Here is a 25,839-nt window from a genome sequence, read left to right on the forward strand (position 1 = left end):
GGTGATCGCTCACCCCGTCGCAATTGACGCCTTATCGGAAAGAAATGGGCGTTCTGCGGGGAGTTGTGCGCATGGCTGGACGGGGGGTTACGGACAGTCGTCACCGGAATCTGCTCCGCAGGGTGGTGAGCAGGTACGCGCAGAGCAGCGCGGTCAGCGACAACGTCAGTGCGCCGCCGACGGGTTGGGACAGCACTCCGAGCGCGGCTTCCAGATAACGCTCTCCCCCGAAGGGCCACCGCGGTACGAGGACCTCTCGCAGCCGCATGGGCAGTCCGGCCGCGGTTCGAACGGACGGTCCGTCCAGGACCTTGTGCACGACGGGTACGACGAGGAGGGGTACGGCGGCCACCGCGGCGAGCCCGGCCGTGGTGGACCGGAAGACTCCGGCGGCCAGCACGCCGGCCCAGGCACAGCCGATGACGAGACCGATCCAACTCGCACTCAGCGGCAGCCAGTCGGCGGGAACCTGCGCGAGTTCCCGTCCGTAGACGAGATAGAGCACCTCGGTGTCGCAGCCGACGGTGAGGACGGCCAGCACCAGCGCGGTGGCCGAGGCGACGAGCAGTTTGGCGGCCAGCAGCCCCAGCCGGCGGGGCACGGTGCCGCGGTCCGCGGCCAGAGCCGGGTGGCGGAACTCGTCGCCGAAGGCCAGCGCGCCGAGCAGTCCCGCACCGAGCGCCGCGGGCGGCAGGGGCAATTCCCGCGGCCAGGCGGCCAGCAGACGCGCCTGCGGAGTATGCCCGATACGGGCGAGCACGACGGCGGTCACCGCGGACACGACCAGCACAACGGCCCCGGTGAGAAAGCCGGTGCCGATCCCGGCGGCACGGCGGATCTCGTAGCGGAGAGGGCGGAGCGGACTGGGGGCGGGGCGGACGGAGATGGGAGGCGGCAGAGGGGGCAGTGCGTCGAGGGTGCGAGCCATGCGGGCTTCGACGGGGTGCGGCGCAGGGCGTGGGGAGGGGGCGGTCGTCTCCTCCTGGGGAGAGGCGGAGGCATTGTCCACGTGGTCGGCCGCGGGCACGTCTGAGCGCTCGTGAGGCTCGGCGGCGGGCTGCGCCTGGCCGGAGTCGTCCAGCGGCTCGTCGGCGACGGGTTCCGGTGCGTCAGCGGTGAGCCGCAGTTCGAGGGTGGGCCGCAACTCATGGGAGGGCTGCGCCTGGCGAGAGTCGGGCAGCGGCTCGTCGGCGGCTGGTCCTGGTTCGTCAGCGGTGGGCTTCAGCTCGATGGTGGTTCGCAGCCCAGGGGCGATGGCCACGGGGTCCGCTGTGTTCGGCATCGACACGTCGAGGGAAGGCTCCGGCTCACCGGCCCGGGGCGCAGCGGTTGGCCAGGGGGCGTCGGTGACGTGCCTCGGCTGGGCAGGGACTCGCTCCGGCTCGCCACTGGAGGCCTCCGGCTCGACGCTCTCGTGATCCGGCTCGACTCTGTCGCCGTCCGGCTCGACGCCGTCATGATCCGACTCGACTCTGTCGTGGTCCGGCTCGACTCTGTCGTGGTCCGGCTTGTCGGCGGAGGTTCGCGCCGTGGCGACCCGCCGCCGCTCGTCCGCCGGTTGCCCCGAGCCGACCAGGCCCCCATCGCGGTCGCTGTGCGGATCGCCTGGCTGCGCGGCGCCCGCACCGGGACCCATGTCGCCGATCTCGTCGGCGAGTTGGTGGACGACGATGCCGTGGCGGAACGCGGCCTCCCCGACGTCCGCGCAGGTACTTCCGTACACGGAGAGACGGTTGTTGCCCTCGCGTACGATTTCGACAGAGCGCTGCGCTGTGCGGGCCTGCTTGGTCAGGAGAGCCGCCAGACGGGCCGCGTGCGGGCTGCGTACGGCTACACGGGGACGCAGGCGGGTGCGCGAGAACTCCGCGGCCTCCTGGTCGGCCACGAGCCTGCCCTGCTCCAGCGTGACGACGCGGTCGGCGGTGCGTGCGGCTTCCTTGGGGTCGGCCGTCGTGAACAGGACCGTGCCGCCGTGGCCGGCGTGTGCGCGAAGCATGCCGTGCAGCCAGCCGCCCTCGCGGACGGAGAGCCCGTCGGCAGGGTCGTCGAGGACGAGGGTGTGTGGGTCGGCCAGCAGGACGCAGGCCAGGCCGAGGCGGCGGTCCATGCCGCGCGAGAGGGCACCGAGGCGTTCATCGCGCAGGCTCACGAGTCCGACCGCCTCGAGGACTTCGTCAGCGCGCCGGACCGGAACACCCGCGGCGGCACACAGCATGCGCAGGTGGCCACGGACCGTGCGGGCCGGGTGCCCCGGCACGTCGCCCAGCAGCACGCCGACCTCGCGTGAGGGATGGGCGATGCGATGCAGGGGGCGGCCCCGGAAGTAGGTGATGCCACGGCCTTGTTGGAGCTCGAGCATGAGCCTGAGGACTGTCGTCTTGCCGGCGCCCGGCGCTCCGAGCAGCGCGGTGACGCGGCCCGCTCGCGCCTCGAAGGAGACGTCGTCGGCCGCGGGCGGAAGCTCTTTGCGAGGGTTGCTGGTCAGTCCGAAGGCCTGGATCACTCACAGCAAGATAGCGCGCTATGTCCGTTTTTTCGGGCAGCGCAAGGCCGTCTCGGGCAGGGCAATCACCCGAGTTCGGGCTGGGGGCAGGTCGCGTTCCAGGCCCGGCGTCACACCTCGGGGCGCAGCATCGGAGGGTTGAGCAGCGTCGCGCCACCTGCCCGGAAGAGCTGTGCCGGGCGGCCGCCCTGGCGGGTGGTAGTCCCACCTGTGGGCACCAGGAAGCCCGGGGTGCCCGTCACCTTGCGGTGGAAGTTGCGCGGGTCGAGCGCCACGCCCCACACGGCCTCGTAGACACGACGCAGCTCTCCGACCGTGAACTCGGGCGGGCAGAAGGCTGTGGCCAGCGACGAGTACTCGATCTTGGAGCGGGCTCGCTCCACGCCGTCCGCCAGAATCTGCGCGTGGTCGAAGGCGAGCGGGGCGACCGGCTCGGCGTCACGCCCGTAGCCGCCCTGCTGCAGTAGTTCCTCGACCGGAGCCCAGCGCGCGTTGCTGGCGTCGCCGCCCGCCCTGGGCGCGGGCAGGTCGGGAGCCAGGGCGAGGTGAGCGACACTGACGACCCGCATCCTGGGGTCCCGCTTGGGATCTCCGTAGGTGGCGAGCTGCTCCAGGTGTGCGCCGTTGTCTTGGGCGGGGACGGCCGGGTCGTGGACGCGCAGCCCTGTCTCCTCGGCCAGCTCGCGCGCCGCGGCCTGTGCCAGGTCCTCGTCGGCCCGTACGAAACCGCCGGGGAGTGCCCAACGCCCCTGGAACGGTGGTTCGCCCCTCCGTACCGCCAGCGCGCACAGGGCATGGCGACGCACGGTCAGTACGACCAGGTCCACGGTGACGGCGAAGGGCGGAAACGCTGACGGGTCGTAGGGCATGCGGCGATCATAGTCGTCTGCCTGACGATAAACACTCTCTTCGCGACTCGCTTCGCTTACTGATCCACTTCGGTCGGATGTGGGCTTCACTGTCGATTCCCGGTGGTCCAACGGTGATCTGTCGTGGCTGGTCAAGCCCCCAGCTGCAGTCCGTCGGCCGCCTCCTCGACCATGACGAGGCCGAGCCGGCTGACCCGCACGGAGAACGGGGCGCCCACCACACGCAGACCCGTGAAGCCGACCTCGCCCAGGGGTGCGCTGCGCACAGGGCGCAGGGTGACAGTCCCGGCCGGGGCATCGGGCCGGATGCCGGCGAGCGTGGTGAGCAGCAGGACTCCAGCCGCCGCCGGGGTGGCCGCGGGGCGGCAGGCCGCCGGGTGCGGGAGGGGAGCGCTTCCCTCCGTACGCTGTTCCCCCGCGTACATCTCGGGCAGGCGATGGGCGAAGGTCTCGGCGGCCTCGAGTGCGCCGCGCAGGAGCGAGCTCGCCTCCTTCTCGTAGCCTGCGGCGGCCAGACCGGCGACGGCGAGTGCCGTCTCCTGGATCCGTACGGCCCCGGCGCGGTGGCCGAACGGATTGAATCCCGGTTCTTTCGCGCCCAGTCCACGCAGGCCCCAGCCCGAGTCCATGACGGGGCTGCCGAGCAGCCGGGCGAGCTTCTCGGTCTGGACCTTGTCGAGCAGACCGGGTGCCACCGCGCCCCCGCCCAGCAGGCCGGTGTCAAGGAGATGGACGGCGGCCGCGCCCATGTGAGGCACGAGCCTGCCGTCCGGGGCACGGGCTGCCGCGGGCCGGCCGCCTCCGCGGTCGTCGAGCCAGAAGTCCTCCCGGAACGCGGGCCGTAAGGCCTGCGCCCACTGCCGGAGTGCCGCTCCTCCGGTACGGCCGCAGGCATCGAGCAGATCGGCACCGAGCAGTGCGGCACGGTGGGCGTGCGCCTGTGTCTCGCAGCGGATGGGTCCGCCGGGGTGCGGGTCGCGCAGGTATGCGTCGTCGCCCACGGTGGTCCGCAGCCAGGTCAGGCAGCGCTCGGCGGCGGGCAGCAGTTCCTCCGTCTCCTGCTCGCCGAGCCCCCAGCGTCGGGCCTCGGCGAGCAGTACCGGGAAGAGCAGCGTTGCCTCCGTACCGGTGCACTGCGGCGGAAGGTACGGCCCGGCGTCCCGTCTCGGGCCGGGGATCATCCCGGACTGCGGTCCCGGGCCGGTGAGTTGGGTCCGGGCGAGGATCCGCAGCGTCCCCGCTGCCAGGCCGGTGCCGAGCGGCAGGGCCATCCGGGCGGCGACGAGCGCGTCGGCGGGTGCCAGACCGCAGCGCCAGGGTGCCCCGGCCGCGAGATGGGTGTCCGCGGGGTTCGCGGAGTCACGCAGCAAGAGGGCCTGGAGGTCCTCGATGCTCGTCCGCAAGAGGGCGGAGACTCTGGGGTCGTCGCCTTCCGCACACGCCGCAGCCAGGGGGCTGGTCGCGGCGCGGCCCACGGCTCGGAGAGGCCCCGCACCGTCCGGCCGCACCCGCAGTTCCACACTTCTGCTTCCGCCCGGCGGCAGGTCGAACTCCCACCGCAGCAGCCCGGCCGAGGCCAGGGCGTCCGAGGGAGGCGGTTCGGCTGTCACGGACGCGTTGCCGGTGGGACAGGACCAGCGCAGGCCGGAGCCGTGAACGCTGGCGGGGAGTTCGGGTCCCGCGGTGCCCGACGCGATCGAACCGAGGTCGGCCAGATCCGTGCCCAGGACCACCTCGACCGTCAGGCGCATCGGGCGGGGAGCCGCGCTGTGCAGGGTGATCCGCTCCCTGCCGTCCGCGAAGCGGTTGCGTTCCACGACCACGTCCGGGTCCGGTCCGGCCTGCGGGGACGTGCGGAGCGTGCCCACGAACCTGGCGCGGTCGGCCGAGGCCATGCGGGCCTGCACTGCGAGGGGCTCCCGTCCGCCCACGCGGATCTCGCACCGGGAGAGCACGCGCCGGCCGCCGCGATAGAACCCTTCCAGCCCCCGGCCGGTCATCTGCCCTTCCTCCGTCGAGATGGCCAGGCCGGGAAGGGCGACACAGATCATCGCCGTGTGGGCGGGTGGCAGGTCTGCGGACCATCGCAGTCCGGGGATCGTCGCACCACGGGACGGGGGCGGAGGCGTGTGCCCCGTGGGCGCCGATGCCCGGCCCTGAGCCGAGGGCGGTGCGGGTGAGCCGTACCCCGACGTGGATCCGGGGCCACGGCTCTGGCCCGCCCATCGGGGCGACGAACGGCCCGGGCGCGGCGGCGAGGGGGAGCGAGAGTCCGGGCCGGTGGGCGGCGAGACGTGTGAGGCAGCTCCAGGGAACCTGGGCCCGTAACCATCGACCCGGGCCACTGGTCGCGAAGGGGCATCCTGGTCCCCCGACCGCGGAGCGCCGCCCCCGGACAGGCCCAGGCCCGGCACGAAGGGCGGTCGGGGCCCGTCTGCAGAGCGGCGGTCGCCGGCGGCGGAGGGCGGAGTCGGCTGATGCATGGGAAGGCTTCCTCTGCGCTCTGTGCGCCTCGATCGAGTTCGGCGCCGGTGCCGGAGGGCTCCGACGGGGCAGGGGCGGTGGGGCGTCACACGCCGTTCAGGCGTTCCGCCACTCAGGTGAACGCCGTGGACGTCCTCCGAGTCACGCCCGTCCCCCGGCCCTTGTGCGCCAGGGCCACCCGGTTGCAGGGGGCGATGGGTCACTCCTCCCCCTCCGTATCGTGGCCGGGCTGCACGCCTTCCTGCCCCGCGTCCCGGCAGGGCATGGCTGCTTTCCGCGCAGTGCGCGCACGCGTGCCGCCCGTGCGCGCACTGCCGGATCGCGCGGGACCCGTCGTCGCACGTTCGGGGCGCAGGCCGGCTTCCGCGGCACCGGCAGGGCGCGTGGTGCCTGCCGGCTTACGCCCGGGCGAAGTAGGCGTGCTCGTGTCACGGCCGGCACGGGTACGGCCGGAGCCGGTGTCGACAGCACCGGCGGTACGGGAGCGGCGGCGACGGCGTGAGGACGTCGCTGTGGGCGTGGGTTCGGGGTCGGGCTGTGACACCACTGTCTCTCGCCCGACAGCCTCGGCATCGTGCGCACGGATCATGGCGTGGTCGACCACCGCTCGCCCACGGCCTTCGCGCTCCGCTCGCAAGCAGGTACGGATCGACTCCGGGTCGAGGCCTTCGTTGCAAGCCTGGTGCAGAAGACGGGCGAAGAGGTAGTCAGGATCAGCACCCAGGGCCATGGCGAGAGCTTCCCGGGCCTCCAGTTCGTCGCCGGTGGACCATGCGACCCAGCCCGCGAGAGTGAGCGGCGCAGCGGCATGTTCGCCGTAGGGTCCGACGCAGCGGCGGGCCAGCGTCCGCCAGAGACGAAGGGCGCGCGCGGCCTCGTCGCCCTCCATCCACTCGGCCGCGCGGTCGCGGGTCGCGCGGTCCTGCAGACCGAGAATCAACCGGGCGGCCTCGTCGCACCCGAGGAGTTCGTCGTCGCGCAGGTCCGCCAGGAGCATGCCGGAGACGGGCCGCGCCTCGGCGAAGCGATCGAGGATCCTCCCGGCCAGTTCCAGCGTCTCGTCGGCCACGGAGGCGCGGCCCACGTCGTCCAGGAGCCTCGGGACCAGCGTCATGCTGGCGGTGTCGAGGGCGGCCTCCTGTTCGAGGGCGGCGGCGTTCTCCCAAGGCAGCAGCCTGGCCCGCAGCTCCCGCAGCGTGCCGCGCACCTGGATCCCCGCGTAGGTGGCCGCGGCGGCCAGCACGGAGGTGCCGGGCAGGCCCATGGGCGCTCCCTCGGGCGGGCAGCATGCCGCGTTGTCACAGCAGTACGACCAGTAGCGCCCCTCCGAGATGCACAGCGCCTCGACCACCACCACGTCCAGGGAACCGCACTCGACGCGCAGCCTCTGGGCCAGAGGCCTCAGCCGCTCCATGACGTGCTGCCCGGACTCGCCCTTCTGCGGCTCCTGGCACAGGAAGGCGACCATCGATTCGGGCCTGGCTCCTCGGCGCTCGCTGCCCGTCACCAGACCGTGGGCCAGTTGTCCGGCTGCGGACGGCCAGTCGTCCGCGTTGGCGGGGATACCGAGCCGGGCCCGCCCTCCGAACCGTCCGCGTCCGTCCCTGTCGTGCAGGGCGACCAGGACAATGCTGTCCTCGGGACGGTAACCGAGCAGATACGGCAGGGCATCGGCCAGTTCGGCCGGGGTGCGCAGGGTGACCTGATGTTCGCCGCCGTGACTGTCGTGCGCGGGGCTGGGGGCGTGCAGTCCGGCCGCGTCGCCCGCGTTCGGCTCCCGCTTCTGCCGACCGCCGTCCTTGTGCCTGCCCGGTGCATCGGGCCCGGTGATGTCGCCGTTTTCAGAGGATCCAGTCGCTTCGCTGTGGTTCGTCATGCCGAGACGATCTCGCGGAATCCGAAGCTCCGGTTTTCCTTGTGGATAACTTCGATCAGGGACACGTCACCAGAGATCTCCCGACTCTCGCGTCTCCCGGTGCACCGCTCCCGTTGTCACTGCCGTCCTGTTTCATGGAACGCATGGAGCACACGAGCAACGCGGATCTCCGGGCGGCGGCCGACACGGTCCTTGCCCGTCTCGTCGGGGACGTCTCGGGAGCGGCCCGGCTGCGCGAGGACCAGTGGCGGGCGATCGAGGCACTGGTCGCCGACAGACGACGTGCCCTGGTCGTCCAGCGCACGGGCTGGGGCAAGTCCGCGGTCTACTTCGTGGCGACCTCGCTGCTGCGGGCGCAGGGCAGCGGTCCGACGGTGATCGTCTCCCCGCTGCTCGCTCTCATGCGGAACCAGGTCGAGGCGGCGGCCCGGGCCGGCATCCACGCCCGGACCATCAACTCCGCGAACACCGAGGAGTGGGAGTCTGTTCAGGACGAGATCGCCGCGGGTGAGGTGGACGTCCTGCTGGTCAGTCCGGAGCGGCTCAACAACCCGGACTTCCGGGACCAGGTGCTGCCCCGGCTCGCGGCCGCCACCGGGCTCCTGGTGGTGGACGAGGCCCACTGCATCTCCGACTGGGGCCACGACTTCCGGCCGGACTACCGCCGGCTGCGCACCATGCTCGCCGACCTCCCGTCCGGTGTGCCGGTGCTCGCGACCACGGCCACCGCCAACGCGCGCGTGACGGCCGACGTCGCGGAACAGCTCGGCACCGGCGGCAGCTCGGACGCCCTCGTGCTGCGGGGCCCGCTGGACCGCGACAGCCTGAGTCTGAGCGTGCTGCGGCTGCCGGACGCCGCGCATCGGATGGCCTGGCTCGCCGAGCACCTCGACGAACTGCCGGGCTCCGGCATCATCTACACGCTCACCGTGGCCGCCGCCGAGGAGGTCACCGCCTTCCTCCGGCAGCGGGGGCACACGGTCTCTTCGTATACGGGCAAGACGGAGAACGCCGATCGGCAGCAGGCCGAGGAGGACCTGCTCGCCAACAAGGTGAAGGCGCTGGTCGCCACCTCCGCACTCGGCATGGGTTTCGACAAGCCCGATCTGGGCTTCGTGGTGCACCTCGGCTCGCCCTCCTCCCCCATCGCCTACTACCAGCAGGTGGGCCGCGCGGGACGCGGTGTCGAGCACGCCGAGGTGCTCCTGCTCCCGGGGAAGGAGGACGAGGCGATCTGGAAGTACTTCGCGTCGCTCGCCTTCCCCTCGGAAGACCTGGTGCGCCGCACGCTCGATCTCCTCGCGCAGGCGGAGAAACCCTTGTCGCTGCCCGCTCTGGAGCCCTTGGTGGAACTGCGCCGATCCCGCCTGGAGACCATGCTCAAGGTCCTCGACGTGGACGGGGCGGTCAGGCGGGTCAAGGGCGGCTGGATCTCGACCGGGCGGCCGTGGACGTACGACGCCGAGCGGTACGCGTGGGTGGCGCGTCAGCGGGAGACCGAGCAGCAGGCCATGCGCGCGTACGCGTCGACGACGGACTGCCGCATGGAGTTCCTGCAGCGTCAGCTTGACGACGAGGCCGCCAAGCCGTGCGGTCGATGCGACAACTGCACAGGCCCGCGCTTCGTGGCCGACACGTCCGAGGAGGCACTCGACGCCGCGCGCGTGGACCTGGGCCGGGCGGGGGTCGAGGTGGAGCCCCGCCGCATGTGGCCGACAGGGCTGCCGGCGATCGGAGTGGACCTCAAGGGACGTATCCCGGCGGGAGAACAGGCCGCATCGGGACGCGCATTGGGGCGTCTGTCGGACATCGGCTGGGGCAACCGGCTGCGCCCCCTGCTCGCACCCCAGGCCCTCGACGGGCCCGTTCCGGACGACGTGGCGAAGGCGGTCGTGAGCGTGCTGGCCGACTGGGCCAAGGGTCCCGGCGGCTGGGCTTCTGGCACGTCGGACGCCCAGCCGCGCCCGGTCGGCGTCGTCACTGTGGCGTCCCGCACCCGCCCCGCGTTGATCCACTCCCTGGGAGCGCGCATCGCGGAAGTCGGCCGACTGCCACTGCTGGGTGCCATCGAGTACACCGGTGACGCGCGCCCCGGTTCCCGGAGCAACAGCGCCCAGCGGCTGAAGGCACTCGACGGCGCTCTGACCGTGCCGCCCGCCCTCGCGTCCGCCCTGGCCGATGCCCAGGGCCCGGTCCTCCTCGTGGACGACTACACGGAGACCGGATGGACCCTCGCGGTCGCGGCCCGCATGCTCCGACGCTCCGGTGCGCAGGGGGTGTTGCCGCTCGTGCTGGCCTTGCAGGGCTGACGACCGACGCCCTGGGCGAGGTGTCCGTCCCGGAGCACGGGGCACCCGCCACCTGACCACGTGCGCACACCCCTGGACGCCGCACACTCCCGTGACGTACGAACGTGTCGTGCTCGAACGCCCCATGGGGGGCTCGGCGGCGCACAGGGTGGGGATATTAGCCGCGCATCATCTGATAACGGTCGGCGGCCTCAATTGCTCGTTGCCGCATTCAAGTTCGACAGGAAGAATTGAGGTCCGCTCCCGCACGGCGCGCCCGCCGATCCGGTAGGGCTTCGCTGCGGTGCGCGCTCCCAGGAATCCGACCTCGCCCGCAGTGTGGGCGCGTAGCCGAAGGGAGGACCGTGACCTTCGGATTCGCTCCGGCCTCGGCAGCGGCGTCGACGTCCGCCGCTTCCGCCAACCGCTTGCTCGAACCCGCGGAATGGGCCGCCGCCGGGATCCCACTGTTGCGCGACCCCCGTGAGGTCGTCAGCGGTCTGCATGCCCGGCACCACCCGCAGCCGGCGACCGCTGTCGTCGCCGTGCTCGACCCGGACGAACGGCTGCGGGCGAGCGCCTCGTTCGTACGCCGCCCGGCCCCGGCCGACGGCTGGATGTTCCGCAATGTGCTGCTCGCGCAGCTGCGCCGGATCATCCCGCACGATCTGCGGCGCCGCACTCCGGTACGGACCGCGGTGCTGCTCTACTGCCGTGAGGGCGACGCGCGTTGGACGGAGGAGGACGGCGCGTGGATGTGGGGCCTGCGCGACGCCTGCACCCTGCACGGGCTGCGCTGCGGGGCGTACATCACGCTGACGCGTGACGGCTGGCAGGTCCTCGGCGAAGGCCGCGGTGGACGCCGCCCCCACTCGGCCTCGGCACCGGAGCCGTTCGCCACGTCCGAGGCGGCGCCACCGTTGCCGCGCACCGGTGGCGCCGCCTCGGAGGTCCTGCGCCGCGCAGCGGCGGCACGCTGAAGCCCTCTGGCCAGAGCATTTCGCACGGGTGCTGTGCGCGCCTCCAACGCACGGCATGCGAGCCCGTGTGCCGCCCCGCGACCCACGCAGGGCCGCAGGACGCGCTCCCCAACCGGCGAGGCCCGTACGCAACCACGGCGTCCAGTCCTTCGGGCATGCCGAACCGCCCACCCTGCGGAGCCGCCGTAGCAGCATCGGAAGCCCTCAGCGTCCGACCGGACGCTGAGGAAGCGACTCAGACGCCCGCGCCCAGCACCGAGTTGATCTGCTGCGGGTCACCGCAGACGATCAGCAGGGTGTTCGCACGGGAGTGGGCCAGGGACAGCGCGCTCGCGGCTGCGGCCTCGGTACCGCCGTTAACGGCGACCACGACCACCGGACGCGACGCGGCGCGGGCCGCGATGGTGGCGTCCGTGTAGAAGACGTCGTCGCGGGCGTCGTGCTGGGCCCAGTAGGAGGTTTCACCGAAGGACAGCTCATGGGTGGCCCACGGGTGCTGTTCGCCGGTCGTGATCACCAGGACGTCGCTGGGGGCGCGCCCCGCGTCCAGGAGCAGGTCCACGGCCTCCTCGGCGGCGTCGAGCGCGCCCTGTGCGGAAGCCGGGATCAGCTGGATCTGCGGGGCGGCCGGAGCGGCGGCACCGGCGGCGGGCCCGGACGGACCGGGCTTGGCGGCTGCGTCACGCGGCGTACGTTGCACCGGCGGCGCTGGCCGGAGAGGGCCGGGACGACCGGGACGCGACGGAGCCGCGGGACGGGGGCCGGGTACGGGACGGGGGGTCGGCGCGGTGCGGCCGCTGGCCGGAGTGGCGCGGGGACCCTGGGCACTCTCGTGAATCTGAGGCTCCTCGGGAATGAGAGGCATGAGTTGATATTTATCAAACGCTGGTACGGCCCGCGTCGGCGGGTGGCGCATGCGTGCGAACGAAACCGTCAGAAATCGAAGCCGAGCTGACCCTCGATTTCCGGAACACTTCCGTCCGCCCAGCTGCGGACCTTCTTGAGGTGCCGCCACTGGGGCAGCGCATCAAGATACGCCCATGACAACCGGTGGTAGGGGGTGGGGCCCCGCTCCGCCAGTGCGGCCTTGTGCACGGGGGATGGATACCCGGCGTTGTCCGCAAAACCGAAGTCTGCATGGTCGATACCCAGTTCGGCCATCATTTTGTCGCGCTGAACCTTGGCGATCACCGACGCCGCGGCTACCGCCACGCAGGACTGGTCGCCCTTGATCACCGTACGAACCCGCCAGGGAGCACCGAGGTAGTCGTGCTTGCCATCGAGGATGACCGCGTCCGGACGGACCGGCAGGGCATCCAACGCACGCCCCGCAGCGAGCCGCAGGGCGGCCGTCATCCCCCGTTGGTCTATCTCCTCCGGGGAGGCGTGACCCAGGGCGTACGACGTCACCCACGTCCGCAGGGCCTCGGCGAGTTCGGTGCGCCGCTTGATGGTGAGCAGCTTCGAGTCCGTGAGGCCCTCGGGCGGCCGACGCAGTCCGGTGATCGCCGCGCAGACGGTGACAGGGCCGGCCCACGCACCGCGCCCCACCTCGTCGACACCTGCAACGATCTTCGCTCCGGTCGTGGCTCGAAGGGAGCGCTCGACGGTGTGAGTAGGTGGTTCGTACGGCATGGCGCCCCTAGGTTACGCCGCCCGGAAGCGCCCGCGACACCCTGGGCCACCCTGGCGGCGTCACACCCTTCGCGAGCCCCCGTCAGGAGCCGCTCGGCCGCAGCAGCGGAACCATCAACTGGTCGATCATCTCCTCCACTTCATGATCCCGCCATTCGCAGCCGCACATCTTGGAGCGGTACATCATCATCGCCGGGACGGCGTCGAAGACATAGCCGTTAGCAGCGTCAGAACGCACCTCTCCTCGCTGAATCCCACGCTCGATGACCTCCCGCAGCATCTGAATGGTGGGCTCCACGACCCCCTCGAAGATCACGGCATGAAACCGCTCGGCCTGCATTGTGTCGCATTCGTGAATCACTGAGCGAAGCGCGACACCGGGGCGGGAGAACATCGCGTCCCGGGCTCGCAGACACAGCGCCAAGAGGTCCTCACGCACCCCACCCTCGTCGGGTGCCGCGTCGAAATGCGGCAGACCGGCACGCAGAGCGTCGGCGACAAGGTCCTCCTTGGACGGCCAGCGCCGGTAGACCGCGGCCTTGCCGGTCTGGGCGCCGGCGGCGACACCCTCCATCGTCAGGCCGTTCCAGCCGACGGTGCTGAGTTGGTCCAGTGCGGCATCGAGGATCGCTCGCTCGAGCACGGCGCCGCGGCGGCGGGCGGCTGTCTGAGCGGGGGCATCCGCCCAGCTCGGGGTAACCATCTGACTCTCTCCAACGAACAGAGAAGCGGGGATTTCGGGGATGTGAAGGCGTGCTGGACGGCGGCAGAGGGGGACATACCGAACGACAACGCCGTGAGTGAACGCTTGCGTTCACTGTTGGGGACTCACTACCTTTGACGCGGCAGTGAACGCGAGCGTTCACTAACGCACTCGTGGGGGACCCATAGTGACAACCTCTCCATTGCTCCAGGACCAGAAGCCAGGTGCGGCCCGCCGGGAGGGACATCCCGGCATCGCACTCACCGTCATCGCGGCCTGCCAACTGATGGTGGTACTCGACGCGACGATTGTGAACATCGCGCTCCCGCACATTCAAGACGCGCTCAAGTTCAGCACCACCGACCTCACCTGGGTCGTCAGCTCCTACACACTCACCTTCGGCGGTCTGCTGCTCCTCGGCGGCAGGGCCGGTGACATCCTCGGCCGCCGCCGCGTCTTCATGACCGGCATCCTGCTGTTCACCCTTGCCTCGCTGCTCGGCGGGCTCGCCCAGGAGCCCTGGCAGTTGCTGGCCGCACGGGTCCTGCAAGGCGTGGGGGGCGCCATCGCGTCGCCCACCTCGCTGGCGCTCATCACCACCACGTTCCCCGAGGGCCCGCAGCGCAACCGGGCCTTCGGGGTCTTCGCCGCGGTGTCGGCGGGCGGTGGCGCCATAGGCCTGCTCGCCGGCGGCATGCTCACCGAGTGGCTCGACTGGCGCTGGGTGCTCTTCGTGAACGTACCGATCGGCGTGCTGATCGCCGTGCTCACACCGCTCTACATCAGCGAGTCCGACCGGCACACCGGCCGGTTCGACATCGCGGGTGCGGTGACCTCGACCACGGGCATGGCGTCCCTCGTCTACGGCTTCATCCGTGCTGCGGACGAGGGCTGGCGGGACAGCCTCACCATCGGGTCCTTCGGCGCCGCGGTGGTCCTGCTGGTGGCCTTCGGGATCATCGAGTCCCGGGCCAAGGAACCGATCACCCCGCTGCGGATGTTCGCCGACCGCAACCGCTCCGGCACGTACGTGATCATGCTGAGCCTGGCCGCGGCGATGTTCGGCATGTTCTTCTACATCGTGCTGTTCGTGCAGAACGTGCTCGGTTACAGCCCGATCGAGGCGGGGCTCGCCTTCCTGCCCGTGACGGTCGTGATCGCGCTCGGCGCGGGTCTGTCGCAGCGGTTCCTGCCTGTACTGGGCCCCAAGCCGTTCATGCTCGCGGGCTCGGCGCTCGCGATGACCGGACTGGCCTGGCAGGCGCTCATCAGCTCCGACAGTTCCTACGTCGGCGGGGTCCTCGGTCCGATGCTGGTCTTCGGCTTCGGTATGGGGCTGAACTTCGTGACGCTGACGCTCACCGCCGTCTCCGGTGTCGCCCCGCACGAGGCGGGCGCCGCGTCCGGGCTGCTCAACACGACGCAGCAGGTGGGCGGATCGCTGGGCCTGGCCATCCTGACGACGGTCTTCGGCACGGCGACCCGGGACGAGGCGGAGAAGCAGCTTCCGCAGTTCATGGCCGAGGGCTCCGCGGAGCAAAAGGCGGAATTCGCCCGTACGCAGCAACTGCCCGCACCGTGGGGGCACGAGGTGCTGGCCCAGGGCATCTCGACAGCCTTCATCCCGGCCGCGGCGATGGCCGTCCTCGCCCTGGCCACGGCCTGGCTGGTGATCCGGGTCCGCAAGAGTGACCTGGAGGCGCTCGCCGGGTCGGCCGGGCCGGGACTCGGCTGACACCACAGCATCGCGAGCCGGCCTCGGCGGCTCGCCGACGGGCGTGACACGTGCCTGGCGGCGGCTGTCGGGCCGGTTCGCGACCGGTTCGTTCCCCGGACGGCGCACGAAAACGCCCCACCAGTGGATCAGAACCGCGAGCAGGACGCCCATGTTCACCCCCATCGCTCCACTCCGGTGCCTGCGCGCCCTGACGGCTCGCGCAGCGGATGTCCCGACAACGAGCGGTCGATTACACAGAGTTCCCGCGATGTACGGAGAGTTCCCGAAGAGGTGAAAGAGCCTTTGCCGCTAGGCCGACGCGGGCACCCAGTCCGGGAGCGGTTCCGTCCGCCCCACCCACTCGGCGGGTGGTGTCCCGACCTTGCTCGCGGCGATCACGCCGCCGACGATGGCGCAGGTGGTGTCGACATCCCCGCCGACCTGCGCGGTCGTCCAGAACGCCTGCTCGTAGTCACCGAGGCTTCTCGCCGCTGACCAGATGGCGAAGGGCACGGTGTCGTGGGCGGTCGTACGCCGGCCGCACCCCAGTACCGCCGCCACCGTGGCCGGGTCGCCGTAGTCGAGCATGTCCCGGGCCCGGCGCAGCCCCGCGCCCACCGCGCTCTTCGGCACCAGGTCGATGACCCCGTCGAGGAGGGCCTCGGCGCCGGGCGGCCCGCCGGGGGCGGCCGCGAACGCGGCGGCCGCGGCGACGGCCATCGCACCGACGACCGCCTCGCGGTGCTGGTGGGTGGTGTAGGCCGAGATCTCCGCCTGGTGGGTCGCCTGCTCCGGGTCGCCCGCGTACCAGGCGCCCAGCGGGGCGATCCGCATAGCGGCGCCGTTACCCCAGGACCCCTGTCCGTTGAAGAGCGCGGCGGCGAGTTCGCGCCAGTCCCCGCCCTCCCGGACGAGTCGCAGCAGGCGATTGACCGCGGGACCGTAGCCGCGGTCGAAATCGTGGTGCTCTGCGAAGGAACGGGCAAGGGCGTCCTGGTCGACGCGATGGTGGGCGGCCAGGACGGCGACGACGGAACCGGCCATCTCCGTGTCGTCGGTCCATCGCCACGGGCCGGACGGCACCTCGCGGCGCTTCAGCAACGGGTAGTTCACCGGCACGAAGTACTGGGAACCCAGGGCGTCCCCGACGGACAGTCCGCGCAGGCTGGCCAGGGCGCGGTCCAGGCGCCCGTCGGGGGAGAAATCAGCGGTCATCGCCCTGCCACTCTATCCGGTGATCCCGTAGGGTTCGGGATCTCGCCAGCGGTCGAACGGCCGGTCAAGCGTGTACTTGCCGTCGTCTCCCAGAACGAGCATCCGCACCTCGCCGTTCCCCGGGTTCGACAGCGACTCGAACTCCGCGACCGTCCAGTGGAACCACCGCATGCAGAACAGCCGCATGGCCAGACCGTGGGTCACGATGAGGACGTTCGGCGGATGGTCGGGGTCCTCGAAACTACGGAACAGGCTCTCCAGGAAGCCGCCGACCCGGTCGTAGACATCGGCGCCGGACTCGCCTTGGGCGAAACGGTAGAAGAAGTGGCCGTACGCGTCCCGGTAGGCCTTCTGGAGGCGGACCTCGTCCCGGTCCTGCCAGTTGCCCCAGTCCTGCTCGCGCAGCCGGGGCTCCTCGCGTACGCGTATGAGTTCGGGGTCGAGATGGAAGGAGCGCAGCGTCTCGTGCGTACGGCGGTACGGGGAGACGTACACACTGACGCGCTCACCACCGAACCGTTCACGCAACCGCTCGCCCGTCGCCTCCGCCTGCCGCCGACCCCGTTCGGTCAGCGCCAGGGCGTGGTCGGGTTCACGCTCGTACACGGAGTCATCAACATTGCCCGTTGACTCGCCGTGCCGGACAAGGACGATGCGCCGTGGTCGTGCCATGCCAAGACCCTAGATCGGGTGAGGGCTCGTGGAGCACTCCTACCCCACCCATACAGCGTAGGTCACACAGATCCTGCATCACAGGTCACACAGGTCACGCCCCTCGCCGACCAGGAACCTATCCCCCAGACCACTCTGAATCAGACTGTTCTGAAATCGGACCGTTCCCGCGCGGCTCAAGCTCGGCGACCTGGTCCTCGAAGGCCAGACCCTCCGGGCCGGCCCAGTCAGACAGTCCAGCTCGGCTCCATGCCCACGATGTCCCCGGTGAGCGCCGCCACGTCCGCCTCCGTCTGGGCCCTCAGGGCGAGCCGCTCCACTCGCTCGGTGCGGTACTTGCCGTGCTCGGCATCCGAGCGCCACATCGACAGCACCAGGAACTCGTGCCCGGGCGCCTCGCCGAACAGCCCGCGCACCATGCCGGGAGAGCCGGCCATCGCCGGGTTCCAGACCTTTTCCTGCATCAGCACGAAATGCTCGGCCCGCTCCTCGTGAACACGGCAGAGCGCCACCCGCAGCAGGTCGGCGTCCGTGAAGCGCGGTTCGAAGCCGGTCTTCACGTCGAAGCGGTAGTCGAAGAGCCTGACCTGGGCGCCCTTGAAGGTGCCCGACTGGGCCGACGCCAGCCGGTCGTGGGACCGTGCCATGAAGGAGTCGTAGAAGGCGCGGCTCTCCCAGAACGCGAATATGTGTGCCACGTCCGGCCGCCCCCGGCTCCAGCCACCCCCCTGCCCGCGAAATCCCGGCTCCCCCAGAAGCCCCGCCCACTTCCGCTGCCCCCGCTCGAAACCGCGGCGGTCCACCACGGTGCAGCGAATCCACTTGACCAGCACCGCGCCATGGTAAGGCCAGGGAGCGTGGCGCCGGTCACTCTCGGCCGGACCACTCCTCCACGCGCGCACCCGCACCCGTGGCAGGATGGACAAACAGTCGTAAGCGCCAGGCAGTTGGGGCGAACAGGCGGGTCGGTACGGGGAAGGGGACTCTGGTGGACGGGCTCAACAAGGGACTGGGCAAGATCGAGATCGCGATGAGGTGGGATCCCAGTCCGGCAGGGCAGCCGTCCACCGATCTGGACCTCGTCGCGGCGACGTATCTGGCGGACGATCCGCACGGCGATCCCGCCTATGTGGTGCACTTCGACAGCCGCTCCCCCGACGGCACCATCTACCTCAACCGGGACAGCAAGGACGGCCAGGGCTTCGGCTACGACGAGGTCATGACGCTGGAACTCGATCGGCTCGACGGCCGGTACGCGCGCGTGGTGGTCGGTGTCGTCATCCAGCAGCGCCCGGCGGAGCGCACCTTCGTCAGCGTGGTCAACCCCGGCCTGCGCATCCGCGAGGGGTACACGGTCCTCGCGGAGGACGACTTCGGCGGTGTCCTGGGGGCGACAGCCGCGACGGTCGCGGAGTTCGCCCGGGACGGCTCCGGTCCGTGGGCCTTCCACTCCGGCGTCCGTGGTTTCGAGGGCGACCCCGTGGCCTTCACCAGCGCGATGGGGGCGGCACGCCGGCCATGAGCTTGTCTCCGGCGAGTTCGGCGCGGAGACGGCCCTGTGACGACAAGAGGGGCACCGCCCGCAGGCGGTGCCCCTCCGTCATCGGCTCAGGCGCTCAGCGTCAGCTGCAGCCGCTGGTCGAGCCGCAGCCCTCGCAGATGTAGCACGAACCGGCGCGCTGCATCTTCGTACCGCAGGAGAAGCACAGCGGGGCGTCGGCCTGGATGCCCAGCTGCATCTCCACCAGTTCGGCATTGGTGTGAGCCTGCTGCGGGGCGGGCTGGGCCACCACTTCGTTCTTCGGCGCGGAGACGGCCTTCAGCTCCTGGGCGCGCGGCGCCGACTGGGCCAGCCCCTCGACGTCGACCTCGTCATCGCCGATGCTCTGCTCGTACGAACCCGTCTCCAGGTGACGCTGGCGCTCCTCGGCGGAGTGGATGCCGAGCGCGGAGCGCGTCTCGAAGGGCAGGAAGTCCAGCGCCAGGCGGCGGAAGATGTAGTCGACGATCGACTGCGCCATCCGCACGTCCGGGTCGTCCGTCATGCCGGCCGGCTCGAAGCGCATGTTCGTGAACTTCGAGACGTACGTCTCCAGGGGGACGCCGTACTGGAGGCCGACGGAGACCGCGATGGAGAAGGCGTCCATCATGCCCGCGAGGGTCGAGCCCTGCTTGGACATCTTCAGGAAGACCTCGCCGAGACCGTCGTCCGGGTAGGAGTTGGCGGTCATGTAGCCCTCGGCACCGCCGACGGTGAAGGACGTGGTGATGCCGGGACGTCCCTTCGGCAGGCGCTTGCGGACCGGGCGGTACTCGACGACCTTCTCGACCTTGGCCTCGACGGCGGCGGGCTCCTCGGCCTTCTCCTCCCACTTCTTGGTGGAGAGCGGCTGGCCGACCTTGCAGTTGTCGCGGTAGATCGCGAGCGCCTTGACGCCCAGCTTCCAGGCCTCGAAGTAGATCTCCTCGACCTCCTCGACGGTCGCCGACTCCGGCATGTTGACCGTCTTGGAGATGGCGCCGGAGATCCACGGCTGGATCGCGGCCATCATGCGGACGTGGCCCATCGCGGAGATGGCCCGCTCGCCCATGGCGCAGTCGAACACCTCGTAGTGCTCGGGCTTGAGACTCGGGGCGTCGATCACGTTGCCGTGGTCGGCGATGTGGGCGACGATCGCCTCGATCTGCTCTTCGAGGTAGCCGAGGCGGCGCAGGGCCTGCGGCACGGTGCCGTTGACGATCTGCATCGAGCCGCCGCCGACCAGCTTCTTGAACTTGACCAGCGCGAGGTCGGGCTCGACACCGGTGGTGTCGCAGGACATCGCGAGGCCGATGGTGCCGGTCGGGGCGAGCACCGAAGCCTGGGAGTTACGGAAACCGTTCTTCTCACCGAGGCGCACCACGTCCTGCCAGGCCTCGCTGGCGGCGGCCCACACCGGGGTGTCCAGGTCGTCCATGCGGACGGCCTTGTCGTTGGCGTCCGAGTGCTGCTTCATGACGCGCTTGTGGGCGTCGGCGTTGCGGGCGTAGCCGTCGTACGGGCCGACGACCGCGGCGAGTTCGGCGGAGCGCCGGTACGCCGTACCGGTCATCAGCGAGGTGATGGAGCCGGCGAGGGAGCGGCCGCCGTCGGAGTCGTAGGCGTGGCCGGTGGCCATCAGCAGGGCGCCGAGGTTGGCGTAGCCGATGCCGAGCTGGCGGAACGCGCGCGTGTTCTCGCCGATCTTCTGGGTCGGGAAGTCGGCGAAGCAGATCGAGATGTCCATCGCGGTGATGACCAGCTCGACGACCTTCTGGAAGCGCTCGGCCTCGAAGGACTGGTTGCCCTTGCCGTCGTCCTTCAGGAACTTCATCAGGTTCAGCGAGGCCAGGTTGCAGGACGTGTTGTCCAGGTGCATGTACTCGCTGCACGGGTTCGACGCGGTGATCCGGCCGGACTCGGGGCAGGTGTGCCAGTTGTTGATGGTGTCGTCGTACTGGATGCCGGGGTCGGCGCAGGCCCAGGCGGCCTCGGCGATCTTGCGGAAGAGCGCCTTGGCGTCGACCTCCTCGATGACCTCGCCGGTCATCCGGCCGCGCAGCCCGAACTGGCTGCCCTGCTCGACCGCGGTCATGAACTCGTCGTTCACACGGACCGAGTTGTTGGCGTTCTGGTACTGGACGGACGCGATGTCGTCGCCGCCCAGGTCCATGTCGAAGCCCGCGTCCCGCAGGATGCGGATCTTCTCCTCTTCCTTGACCTTGGTCTCGATGAAGTCCTCGATGTCCGGGTGGTCAACGTCGAGGACGACCATCTTGGCGGCGCGACGGGTGGCGCCCCCGGACTTGATCGTTCCTGCGGAGGCGTCGGCGCCTCGCATGAAGGAGACCGGGCCGGAGGCGTTGCCGCCGGAGGAGAGCAGTTCCTTGGAGGAGCGGATCCGGGAGAGGTTCAGGCCGGCGCCGGAGCCGCCCTTGAAGATCATGCCCTCTTCCTTGTACCAGTCGAGGATCGACTCCATGGAGTCGTCGACGGCCAGGATGAAGCAGGCGGAGACCTGCTGGGGCTGCTTGGTGCCGACGTTGAACCAGACAGGGCTGTTGAAGCTGAAGATCTGGTGCAGGAGGGCGTACGCCAGCTCGTGCTCGAAGATCTCGGCGTCGGCGGGGGAGGCGAAGTACTTGTGGTCCTCTCCGGCCTTCCGGTACGTCTTCACGATGCGGTCGATCAGCTGCTTGAGGCTGGTCTCACGCTGCGGGGTGCCGACGGCACCGCGGAAGTACTTGCTGGTGACGATGTTGACCGCGTTCACCGACCAGAAGTCGGGGAACTCGACGCCGCGCTGCTCGAAGTTGACCGAGCCGTCGCGCCAGTTGGTCATGACGACGTCACGGCTCTCCCACGCCACCTCGTCATAGGGGTGGACCCCAGGAGTGGTGTGGATGCGCTCGATACGCAGACCCTTGTTCGCCTTGGTGCCCTTGGCGCGGGAACTCCGTGCCGGACCGCTCGCCGTCTCTGTCATGCCGCCTCCCTGTACGGGCGAAAACGCCCTGAAGTGCCCCGTTGTTCCCGTGGCACGGTGTTCTGTCTGGTGTTGCGGGCACCCACTCACATCGCCCGCAACAGGTCTTCACATCGCCGCCGCCCGGCCGGGCCCGGAGCTGCCGTCCGGGTCCGGCCCGCCGGTCAGTCGGCGGCGCCTGCGGGCTCGGGGACCTGTGTCGTCCCTCCGGACCCGCGGTCGTCTTCCTGGCTCCCCGCGACCGTGTCCTCGCGGTCGCCGTCGTCCGCGTGGGGGCGCCCCGTCTCTTCCCTCAGTTCCGCGATGGCCGTCTCGAAGTCCTCGAGCGAGTCGAACGCCCGGTAGACGGAGGCGAATCGCAGATAGGCGACGAGATCGAGCTCCTGCAGCGGGCCGAGAATGGCCAGCCCCACGTCGTGGGTGGTCAGCTCGGCGCTTCCGGTGGCCCGAACCGCCTCCTCGACCCGCTGGCCGAGCTGGGCGAGCGCGTCCTCGGTGACGGGCCGCCCCTGGCACGCCTTGCGCACACCATTGATGACCTTGGTGCGGCTGAAGGGTTCGGTGACCCCGGACCGCTTGACCACCATGAGCGAGCACGTCTCCACGGTCGTGAAACGACGGGAGCAGTCAGGGCACTGGCGGCGCCTGCGGATCGATGTGCCGTCGTCGGTCGTACGACTGTCGACGACACGGCTGTCGGGGTGCCTGCAGAAGGGGCAGTGCATGAACTCCCAACCCTCCTCACAGCAGACTCAATGGCCTCGCCGGGCCTCTTGCGCCCCACGAAGCAGTCCCAAGCATAGGCGATGACCATGGGCACTGAGACCCGGGGGACCACAACTTGTGGGCTGCTGCTGCAATCCAACCACTAGATGTGGGGATTGGCTCATACATCCACACCGTCCACGCGTGTCGCATGCGTAGACGCAGGTGGGGCGCGACAGACCGCATCACGCCCGCCTTCACCGCACACTGCCGCCCCGCCGTTCACGTCCGATCGCACGCGCCACTCGCGCGCAGCGGCATCCGTCGGCGCACGGCCGTATCGCTACGGCACATGCGGAGATACCGTGGGCGCCGCGAGGAGGGGGCGTAGGACTCCCGCACAGATGAGGACTGATCCCAGGGCAGGGGAATGCCGGATGGCAGACTGGGGCAACAGTCCACAGACGATCATCCCGGCGGTGAAGAGTACAGCAATGGGCCCTTTTGCCCGCCAGGCCACGCGGTAGCCAATACACCCGGACACATGATCGCGACAGTCGATTCGCGATTTTTCACTCGAACGTGTGTTTGGCGCAACCTTTCGAAACCAACTACCGTTGTCCAGCAGGGAGACCATCGAGAGGGGCCGACGTGACCACCACCGCAGACAGTGCCACCATCACTGCCCAGGACCGCTCCCAGAGCCGACTCGAGCCGGTGCACGCGATGAACGAAGCCACGAACCCGGAGGGGCACAAGCGTTCCTTGCCCGGACGACCTCCCGGCATCCGGGCAGACAGCTCCGGACTCACCGACCGCCAACGCCGCGTGATCGAGGTCATCAGGGACTCCGTGCAACGGCGCGGCTACCCGCCGTCGATGCGGGAGATCGGTCAGGCTGTCGGCCTTTCCAGCACCTCCTCCGTCGCACACCAGCTGATGGCACTGGAGCGCAAGGGCTTCCTGCGCCGCGACCCGCACCGCCCGCGCGCGTACGAGGTGCGCGGCTCGGACCAGGCCGCCTCCGTGCAGCCCACGGACACCGCGGGCAAGCCCGCCGCGTCGTACGTCCCGCTGGTCGGCCGCATCGCCGCCGGTGGCCCGATCCTCGCCGAGGAGTCCGTCGAGGACGTCTTTCCTCTCCCCCGCCAGCTCGTCGGCGACGGTGAGCTGTTCGTCCTGAAGGTCGTCGGCGACTCGATGATCGAGGCCGCGATCTGCGACGGCGACTGGGTCACGGTCCGCCGCCAGCCGGTCGCGGAGAACGGCGACATCGTGGCCGCGATGCTCGACGGAGAAGCCACCGTCAAGCGCTTCAAGCGCGAGGACGGCCACGTCTGGCTCCTGCCGCACAACGCGGCCTACGAGCCGATCCCCGGCGACGACGCGACCATCCTCGGCAAGGTGGTGGCCGTACTGCGCCGCGTCTGACGCCACGCACCGCGTCGGGTGGGCCCAGCGGGCCCGCCCTCTGACCGGGCCCCGGGACCTCTGCGCCGGTTCCGGGGCCCTGTGCTGTCCGGGTTCGGTACCCGCGGGTCAGCCTGAGGCTGAGTGGTGGGGGCCGACGTGTGGCTCCGCCGCCGCGGACCGGCCCCCTGGACTCATCCGGCTTCCGTCTGCTGCGCCGCCGCATCGATCGCCGCCAGCGACTTCCGCACCTGATTGCGGTCGGCCGTGAACCAGAAGTCGGGCATCGAGGCCTTCAGATAACCGCCGTACCGGGCCGTCGCGAGCCGCTGGTCCAGCACGGCGACCACACCGCGGTCGCCCGATGCCCGTACGAGACGGCCGGCGCCCTGGGCCATGAGGAGCGCGGCGTGGGTGGCGGCGACCGCCATGAAGCCGTTGCCGCCCGCGTCCTCCACGGCCTTCTGGCGGGCGCTCATCAGGGGGTCGTCGGGGCGCGGGAACGGGATCTTGTCCATCACGACCAGCTGGCAGCTCGGCCCGGGTACGTCCACGCCCTGCCACAGCGACAGTGTGCCGAACAGACAGGTCTTCGGGTCCGCCGCGAAGTTCTTGATGAGCTCGCCGAGCGTTTCCTCGCCCTGGAGGAGGATCGGGAACTCCGGGATCCGGGAGCGCAGTTCCTCGGCGGCCAGCTGGGCCCCCCGCATGGAGGAGAACAGGCCCAGGGTGCGGCCGCCCGCCGCCTGGATCAGCTCCGTGAGCTCGTCGAGCATGTCCGCGCGATCGCCGTCCCGTGCCGGGCGCGCCAGGTGCTTGGCGACGTACAGGATGCCCTGCTTGCGGTAGTCGAAGGGCGAGCCGACGTCGATGCCCTTCCACTTCGGGAGGTCGTCGCCCTCGGTGCCCTCAGGGGCGAGGCCGAGGGAGGCACCGACGCCGTTGAAGTCGCCGCCCAGCTTCAGCGTCGCGGACGTCAGGACCACGGAGCGGTCCGCGAAGAGCTTCTCCCGCAAGAGGCCCGAGACGGACATGGGGGCGACGCGCAGGGAGGCACCGAAACGGTCGTGGCGCTCGTACCAGACCACGTCCCATTCGGAGCCGTTCGTGATCCGCTCCGCCACGTCGTGCACGTTCTCCACGGCTGCCAGAGCCTGTTTGCGGACCGCGTCCTCGTCCTGGACGGACTTGTCGCGGGTCGCGCCGATCGCGGAGATGACGGTGCGGCACGCATCGCGCAATGCCATGAGTGCGTAGCCGAGGTCCTCGGGGATTTCCTCGAGTCTGCCCGGCAGCGCCAGCTCCATCAGCCGCTCGAATCCCTCGGAGGCGGTCTGGAGCTGGTCCGCCGCCTTCTCGTTGACGAGTTTCGCGGCACGGCGCACCGCGCGGTTGACCTGGCCGGGAGTGAGCTCGCCGGTGGCGACTCCGGTGACCCGGGAGACCAGCTCATGGGCCTCGTCGACGATCAGCACCTCGTGCTGCGGAAGGACCGGAGCGCCCTCGATGGCGTCGATGGCGAGCAGCGCGTGGTTGGTGACGACGACGTCGGAGAGTTTGGCCCGCTCGCGGGCCATCTCGGCGAAGCACTCCGCTCCGTACGCGCACTTCGAGGCGCCCAGGCACTCCCTCGACGACACCGACACCTGGGCCCAGGCCCGGTCCGAGATACCGGGCGTGAGGTTGTCACGGTCACCGGTCTCGGTCTCGTCGGCCCAGTCGCGCACCCGCAGCAGGTCCTGACCCAGTTTGCTGGTGGGCGCGGCCGCCTCGAACTGGTCGAAGAGGCCCTCTTCCTCGTCCTGCGGGACACCCTCGTGCAGACGGTGCAGGCACAGGTAGTTCGACCGGCCCTTGAGCATCGCGAACTCCGGGCGACGGCGCAGCAGAGGGTGCAGCGACTCGACCGTTCTCGGCAGGTCGCGCTCCACCAGCTGGCGCTGCAGGGCCAGGGTGGCTGTCGCGACGACCACCCGCTCCCCGTGCGCGAGCGCGGGCACCAGGTAGCCCAGCGACTTTCCGGTGCCGGTGCCGGCCTGGACCAGCAGGTGGGAGCCGCCGTCGATCGCTTCCGCGACGGATTCGGCCATGGTCACCTGACCGGGACGCTCCGTACCGCCGACGGCAGTGACGGCAGCATGCAGGAGTTCGGGGAGTGAGGGCTTCGTCATAGCGCGACCACCCTACGACCCGGCACTGACAAACGGGTGATCAAGGCGGTGGCGGGGGACGGGATCAAGACCTTGGGCTCCTCGGCGGGGGTAGGGGGATAGGACG

Annotated in this window: 18 protein-coding genes; 5 read left to right on the forward strand and 13 right to left on the reverse strand. The window is 70.4% G+C overall.

Translation table 11 applies throughout. The features are described 5' to 3' along the window. Positions 1-100: 100 nt before the first annotated feature. The 4 genes from OG542_RS10250 to OG542_RS10265 form a co-directional block, all read right to left on the reverse strand. The gene (locus tag OG542_RS10250; RefSeq protein WP_328410127.1) at positions 101-2,503 is read right to left on the reverse strand and encodes an ATP-binding cassette domain-containing protein; all 2,403 of its coding nucleotides are present in this window, start codon (positions 2,501-2,503) and stop codon (positions 101-103) included. A gap of 110 nt (positions 2,504-2,613) precedes the next feature. Continuing rightward, positions 2,614-3,372 carry an NUDIX hydrolase gene (locus OG542_RS10255; RefSeq protein ID WP_184589838.1) on the reverse strand — a complete coding sequence of 253 codons (759 nt, stop codon included), beginning with the start codon at positions 3,370-3,372 and terminating at the stop codon, positions 2,614-2,616. Positions 3,373-3,503: 131 nt separating this feature from the next. After that, complete coding sequence (locus tag OG542_RS10260; protein WP_328410129.1) at positions 3,504-5,423, reverse strand: glycogen debranching N-terminal domain-containing protein; 1,920 nt, start codon at positions 5,421-5,423, stop codon at positions 3,504-3,506. 632 nt (positions 5,424-6,055) lie between these two features. Then, the gene (locus tag OG542_RS10265) at positions 6,056-7,732 is read right to left on the reverse strand and encodes a DUF4192 domain-containing protein (protein ID WP_328410131.1); all 1,677 of its coding nucleotides are present in this window, start codon (positions 7,730-7,732) and stop codon (positions 6,056-6,058) included. 143 nt (positions 7,733-7,875) lie between these two features. On the opposite strand from OG542_RS10265, the gene OG542_RS10270 reads away from it, so the two are divergent. Further along, a complete protein-coding gene (locus tag OG542_RS10270) occupies positions 7,876-10,041 on the forward strand; it encodes a RecQ family ATP-dependent DNA helicase (protein ID WP_328410133.1) in 2,166 nt (721 codons plus the stop codon). Positions 10,042-10,385: 344 nt separating this feature from the next. Beyond that, positions 10,386-11,000: a hypothetical protein gene (locus OG542_RS10275; RefSeq protein ID WP_193476398.1), complete on the forward strand. Its 615-nt coding sequence runs from the start codon at positions 10,386-10,388 to the stop codon at positions 10,998-11,000. 235 nt (positions 11,001-11,235) lie between these two features. Here OG542_RS10275 and OG542_RS10280 read toward each other — a convergent pair whose 3' ends face one another. From OG542_RS10280 to OG542_RS10290, 3 genes are all read right to left on the reverse strand, one after another. Next, positions 11,236-11,865, reverse strand: a complete 630-nt coding sequence (locus OG542_RS10280) for a hypothetical protein (protein ID WP_193476397.1) — start codon at positions 11,863-11,865, stop codon at positions 11,236-11,238. Between the two features lie 68 nt (positions 11,866-11,933). Next, entirely contained in the window at positions 11,934-12,635 is a 702-nt protein-coding gene (locus OG542_RS10285) for a ribonuclease HII (protein WP_193476396.1), read from the reverse strand. Between the two features lie 82 nt (positions 12,636-12,717). After that, positions 12,718-13,338 (reverse strand): TetR/AcrR family transcriptional regulator, encoded by a 621-nt coding sequence (locus tag OG542_RS10290; protein WP_328410135.1) that lies wholly within the window; start codon positions 13,336-13,338, stop codon positions 12,718-12,720. A 187-nt stretch (positions 13,339-13,525) separates the two neighbouring features. Between OG542_RS10290 and OG542_RS10295 the strand changes: the two genes are divergently transcribed. After that, positions 13,526-15,073 carry an MFS transporter gene (locus OG542_RS10295; RefSeq protein ID WP_328410137.1) on the forward strand — a complete coding sequence of 516 codons (1,548 nt, stop codon included), beginning with the start codon at positions 13,526-13,528 and terminating at the stop codon, positions 15,071-15,073. 291 nt (positions 15,074-15,364) lie between these two features. Here the strand turns inward: OG542_RS10295 and OG542_RS10300 are convergent, their stop codons facing one another. The 3 genes from OG542_RS10300 to OG542_RS10310 form a co-directional block, all read right to left on the reverse strand. Continuing rightward, on the reverse strand, positions 15,365-16,270 hold the full coding sequence (locus tag OG542_RS10300; RefSeq protein ID WP_328410138.1) for an ADP-ribosylglycohydrolase family protein: 906 nt from the start codon (positions 16,268-16,270) through the stop codon (positions 15,365-15,367). A 12-nt stretch (positions 16,271-16,282) separates the two neighbouring features. Continuing rightward, complete coding sequence (locus OG542_RS10305) at positions 16,283-16,942, reverse strand: histidine phosphatase family protein (RefSeq protein ID WP_189721838.1); 660 nt, start codon at positions 16,940-16,942, stop codon at positions 16,283-16,285. 227 nt (positions 16,943-17,169) lie between these two features. Next, entirely contained in the window at positions 17,170-17,775 is a 606-nt protein-coding gene (locus OG542_RS10310; RefSeq protein WP_193476392.1) for a YdbC family protein, read from the reverse strand. A 155-nt stretch (positions 17,776-17,930) separates the two neighbouring features. Here OG542_RS10310 and OG542_RS10315 point away from each other — a divergent pair, with 155 nt between their 5' ends. Beyond that, positions 17,931-18,464 (forward strand): TerD family protein, encoded by a 534-nt coding sequence (locus OG542_RS10315; protein WP_328410140.1) that lies wholly within the window; start codon positions 17,931-17,933, stop codon positions 18,462-18,464. Positions 18,465-18,564: 100 nt separating this feature from the next. Here the strand turns inward: OG542_RS10315 and OG542_RS10320 are convergent, their stop codons facing one another. Further along, positions 18,565-21,447, reverse strand: a complete 2,883-nt coding sequence (locus OG542_RS10320) for a vitamin B12-dependent ribonucleotide reductase (RefSeq protein WP_311128069.1) — start codon at positions 21,445-21,447, stop codon at positions 18,565-18,567. Positions 21,448-21,611: 164 nt separating this feature from the next. After that, positions 21,612-22,172, reverse strand: a complete 561-nt coding sequence (nrdR, locus tag OG542_RS10325; protein ID WP_328410144.1) for a transcriptional regulator NrdR — start codon at positions 22,170-22,172, stop codon at positions 21,612-21,614. A 631-nt stretch (positions 22,173-22,803) separates the two neighbouring features. Here nrdR and lexA point away from each other — a divergent pair. After that, positions 22,804-23,583, forward strand: a complete 780-nt coding sequence (gene lexA / locus OG542_RS10330) for a transcriptional repressor LexA (RefSeq protein WP_184589888.1) — start codon at positions 22,804-22,806, stop codon at positions 23,581-23,583. A gap of 173 nt (positions 23,584-23,756) precedes the next feature. On the opposite strand, the gene OG542_RS10335 is transcribed toward lexA, so the two are convergent. Further along, entirely contained in the window at positions 23,757-25,733 is a 1,977-nt protein-coding gene (locus OG542_RS10335) for an ATP-dependent DNA helicase (protein WP_328410146.1), read from the reverse strand. Positions 25,734-25,839: the final 106 nt, after the last annotated feature.

It is taken from the genome of Streptomyces violaceus (genome assembly GCF_036014075.1).
Classification (GTDB): Bacteria; Actinomycetota; Actinomycetes; order Streptomycetales; family Streptomycetaceae; genus Streptomyces; species Streptomyces violaceus.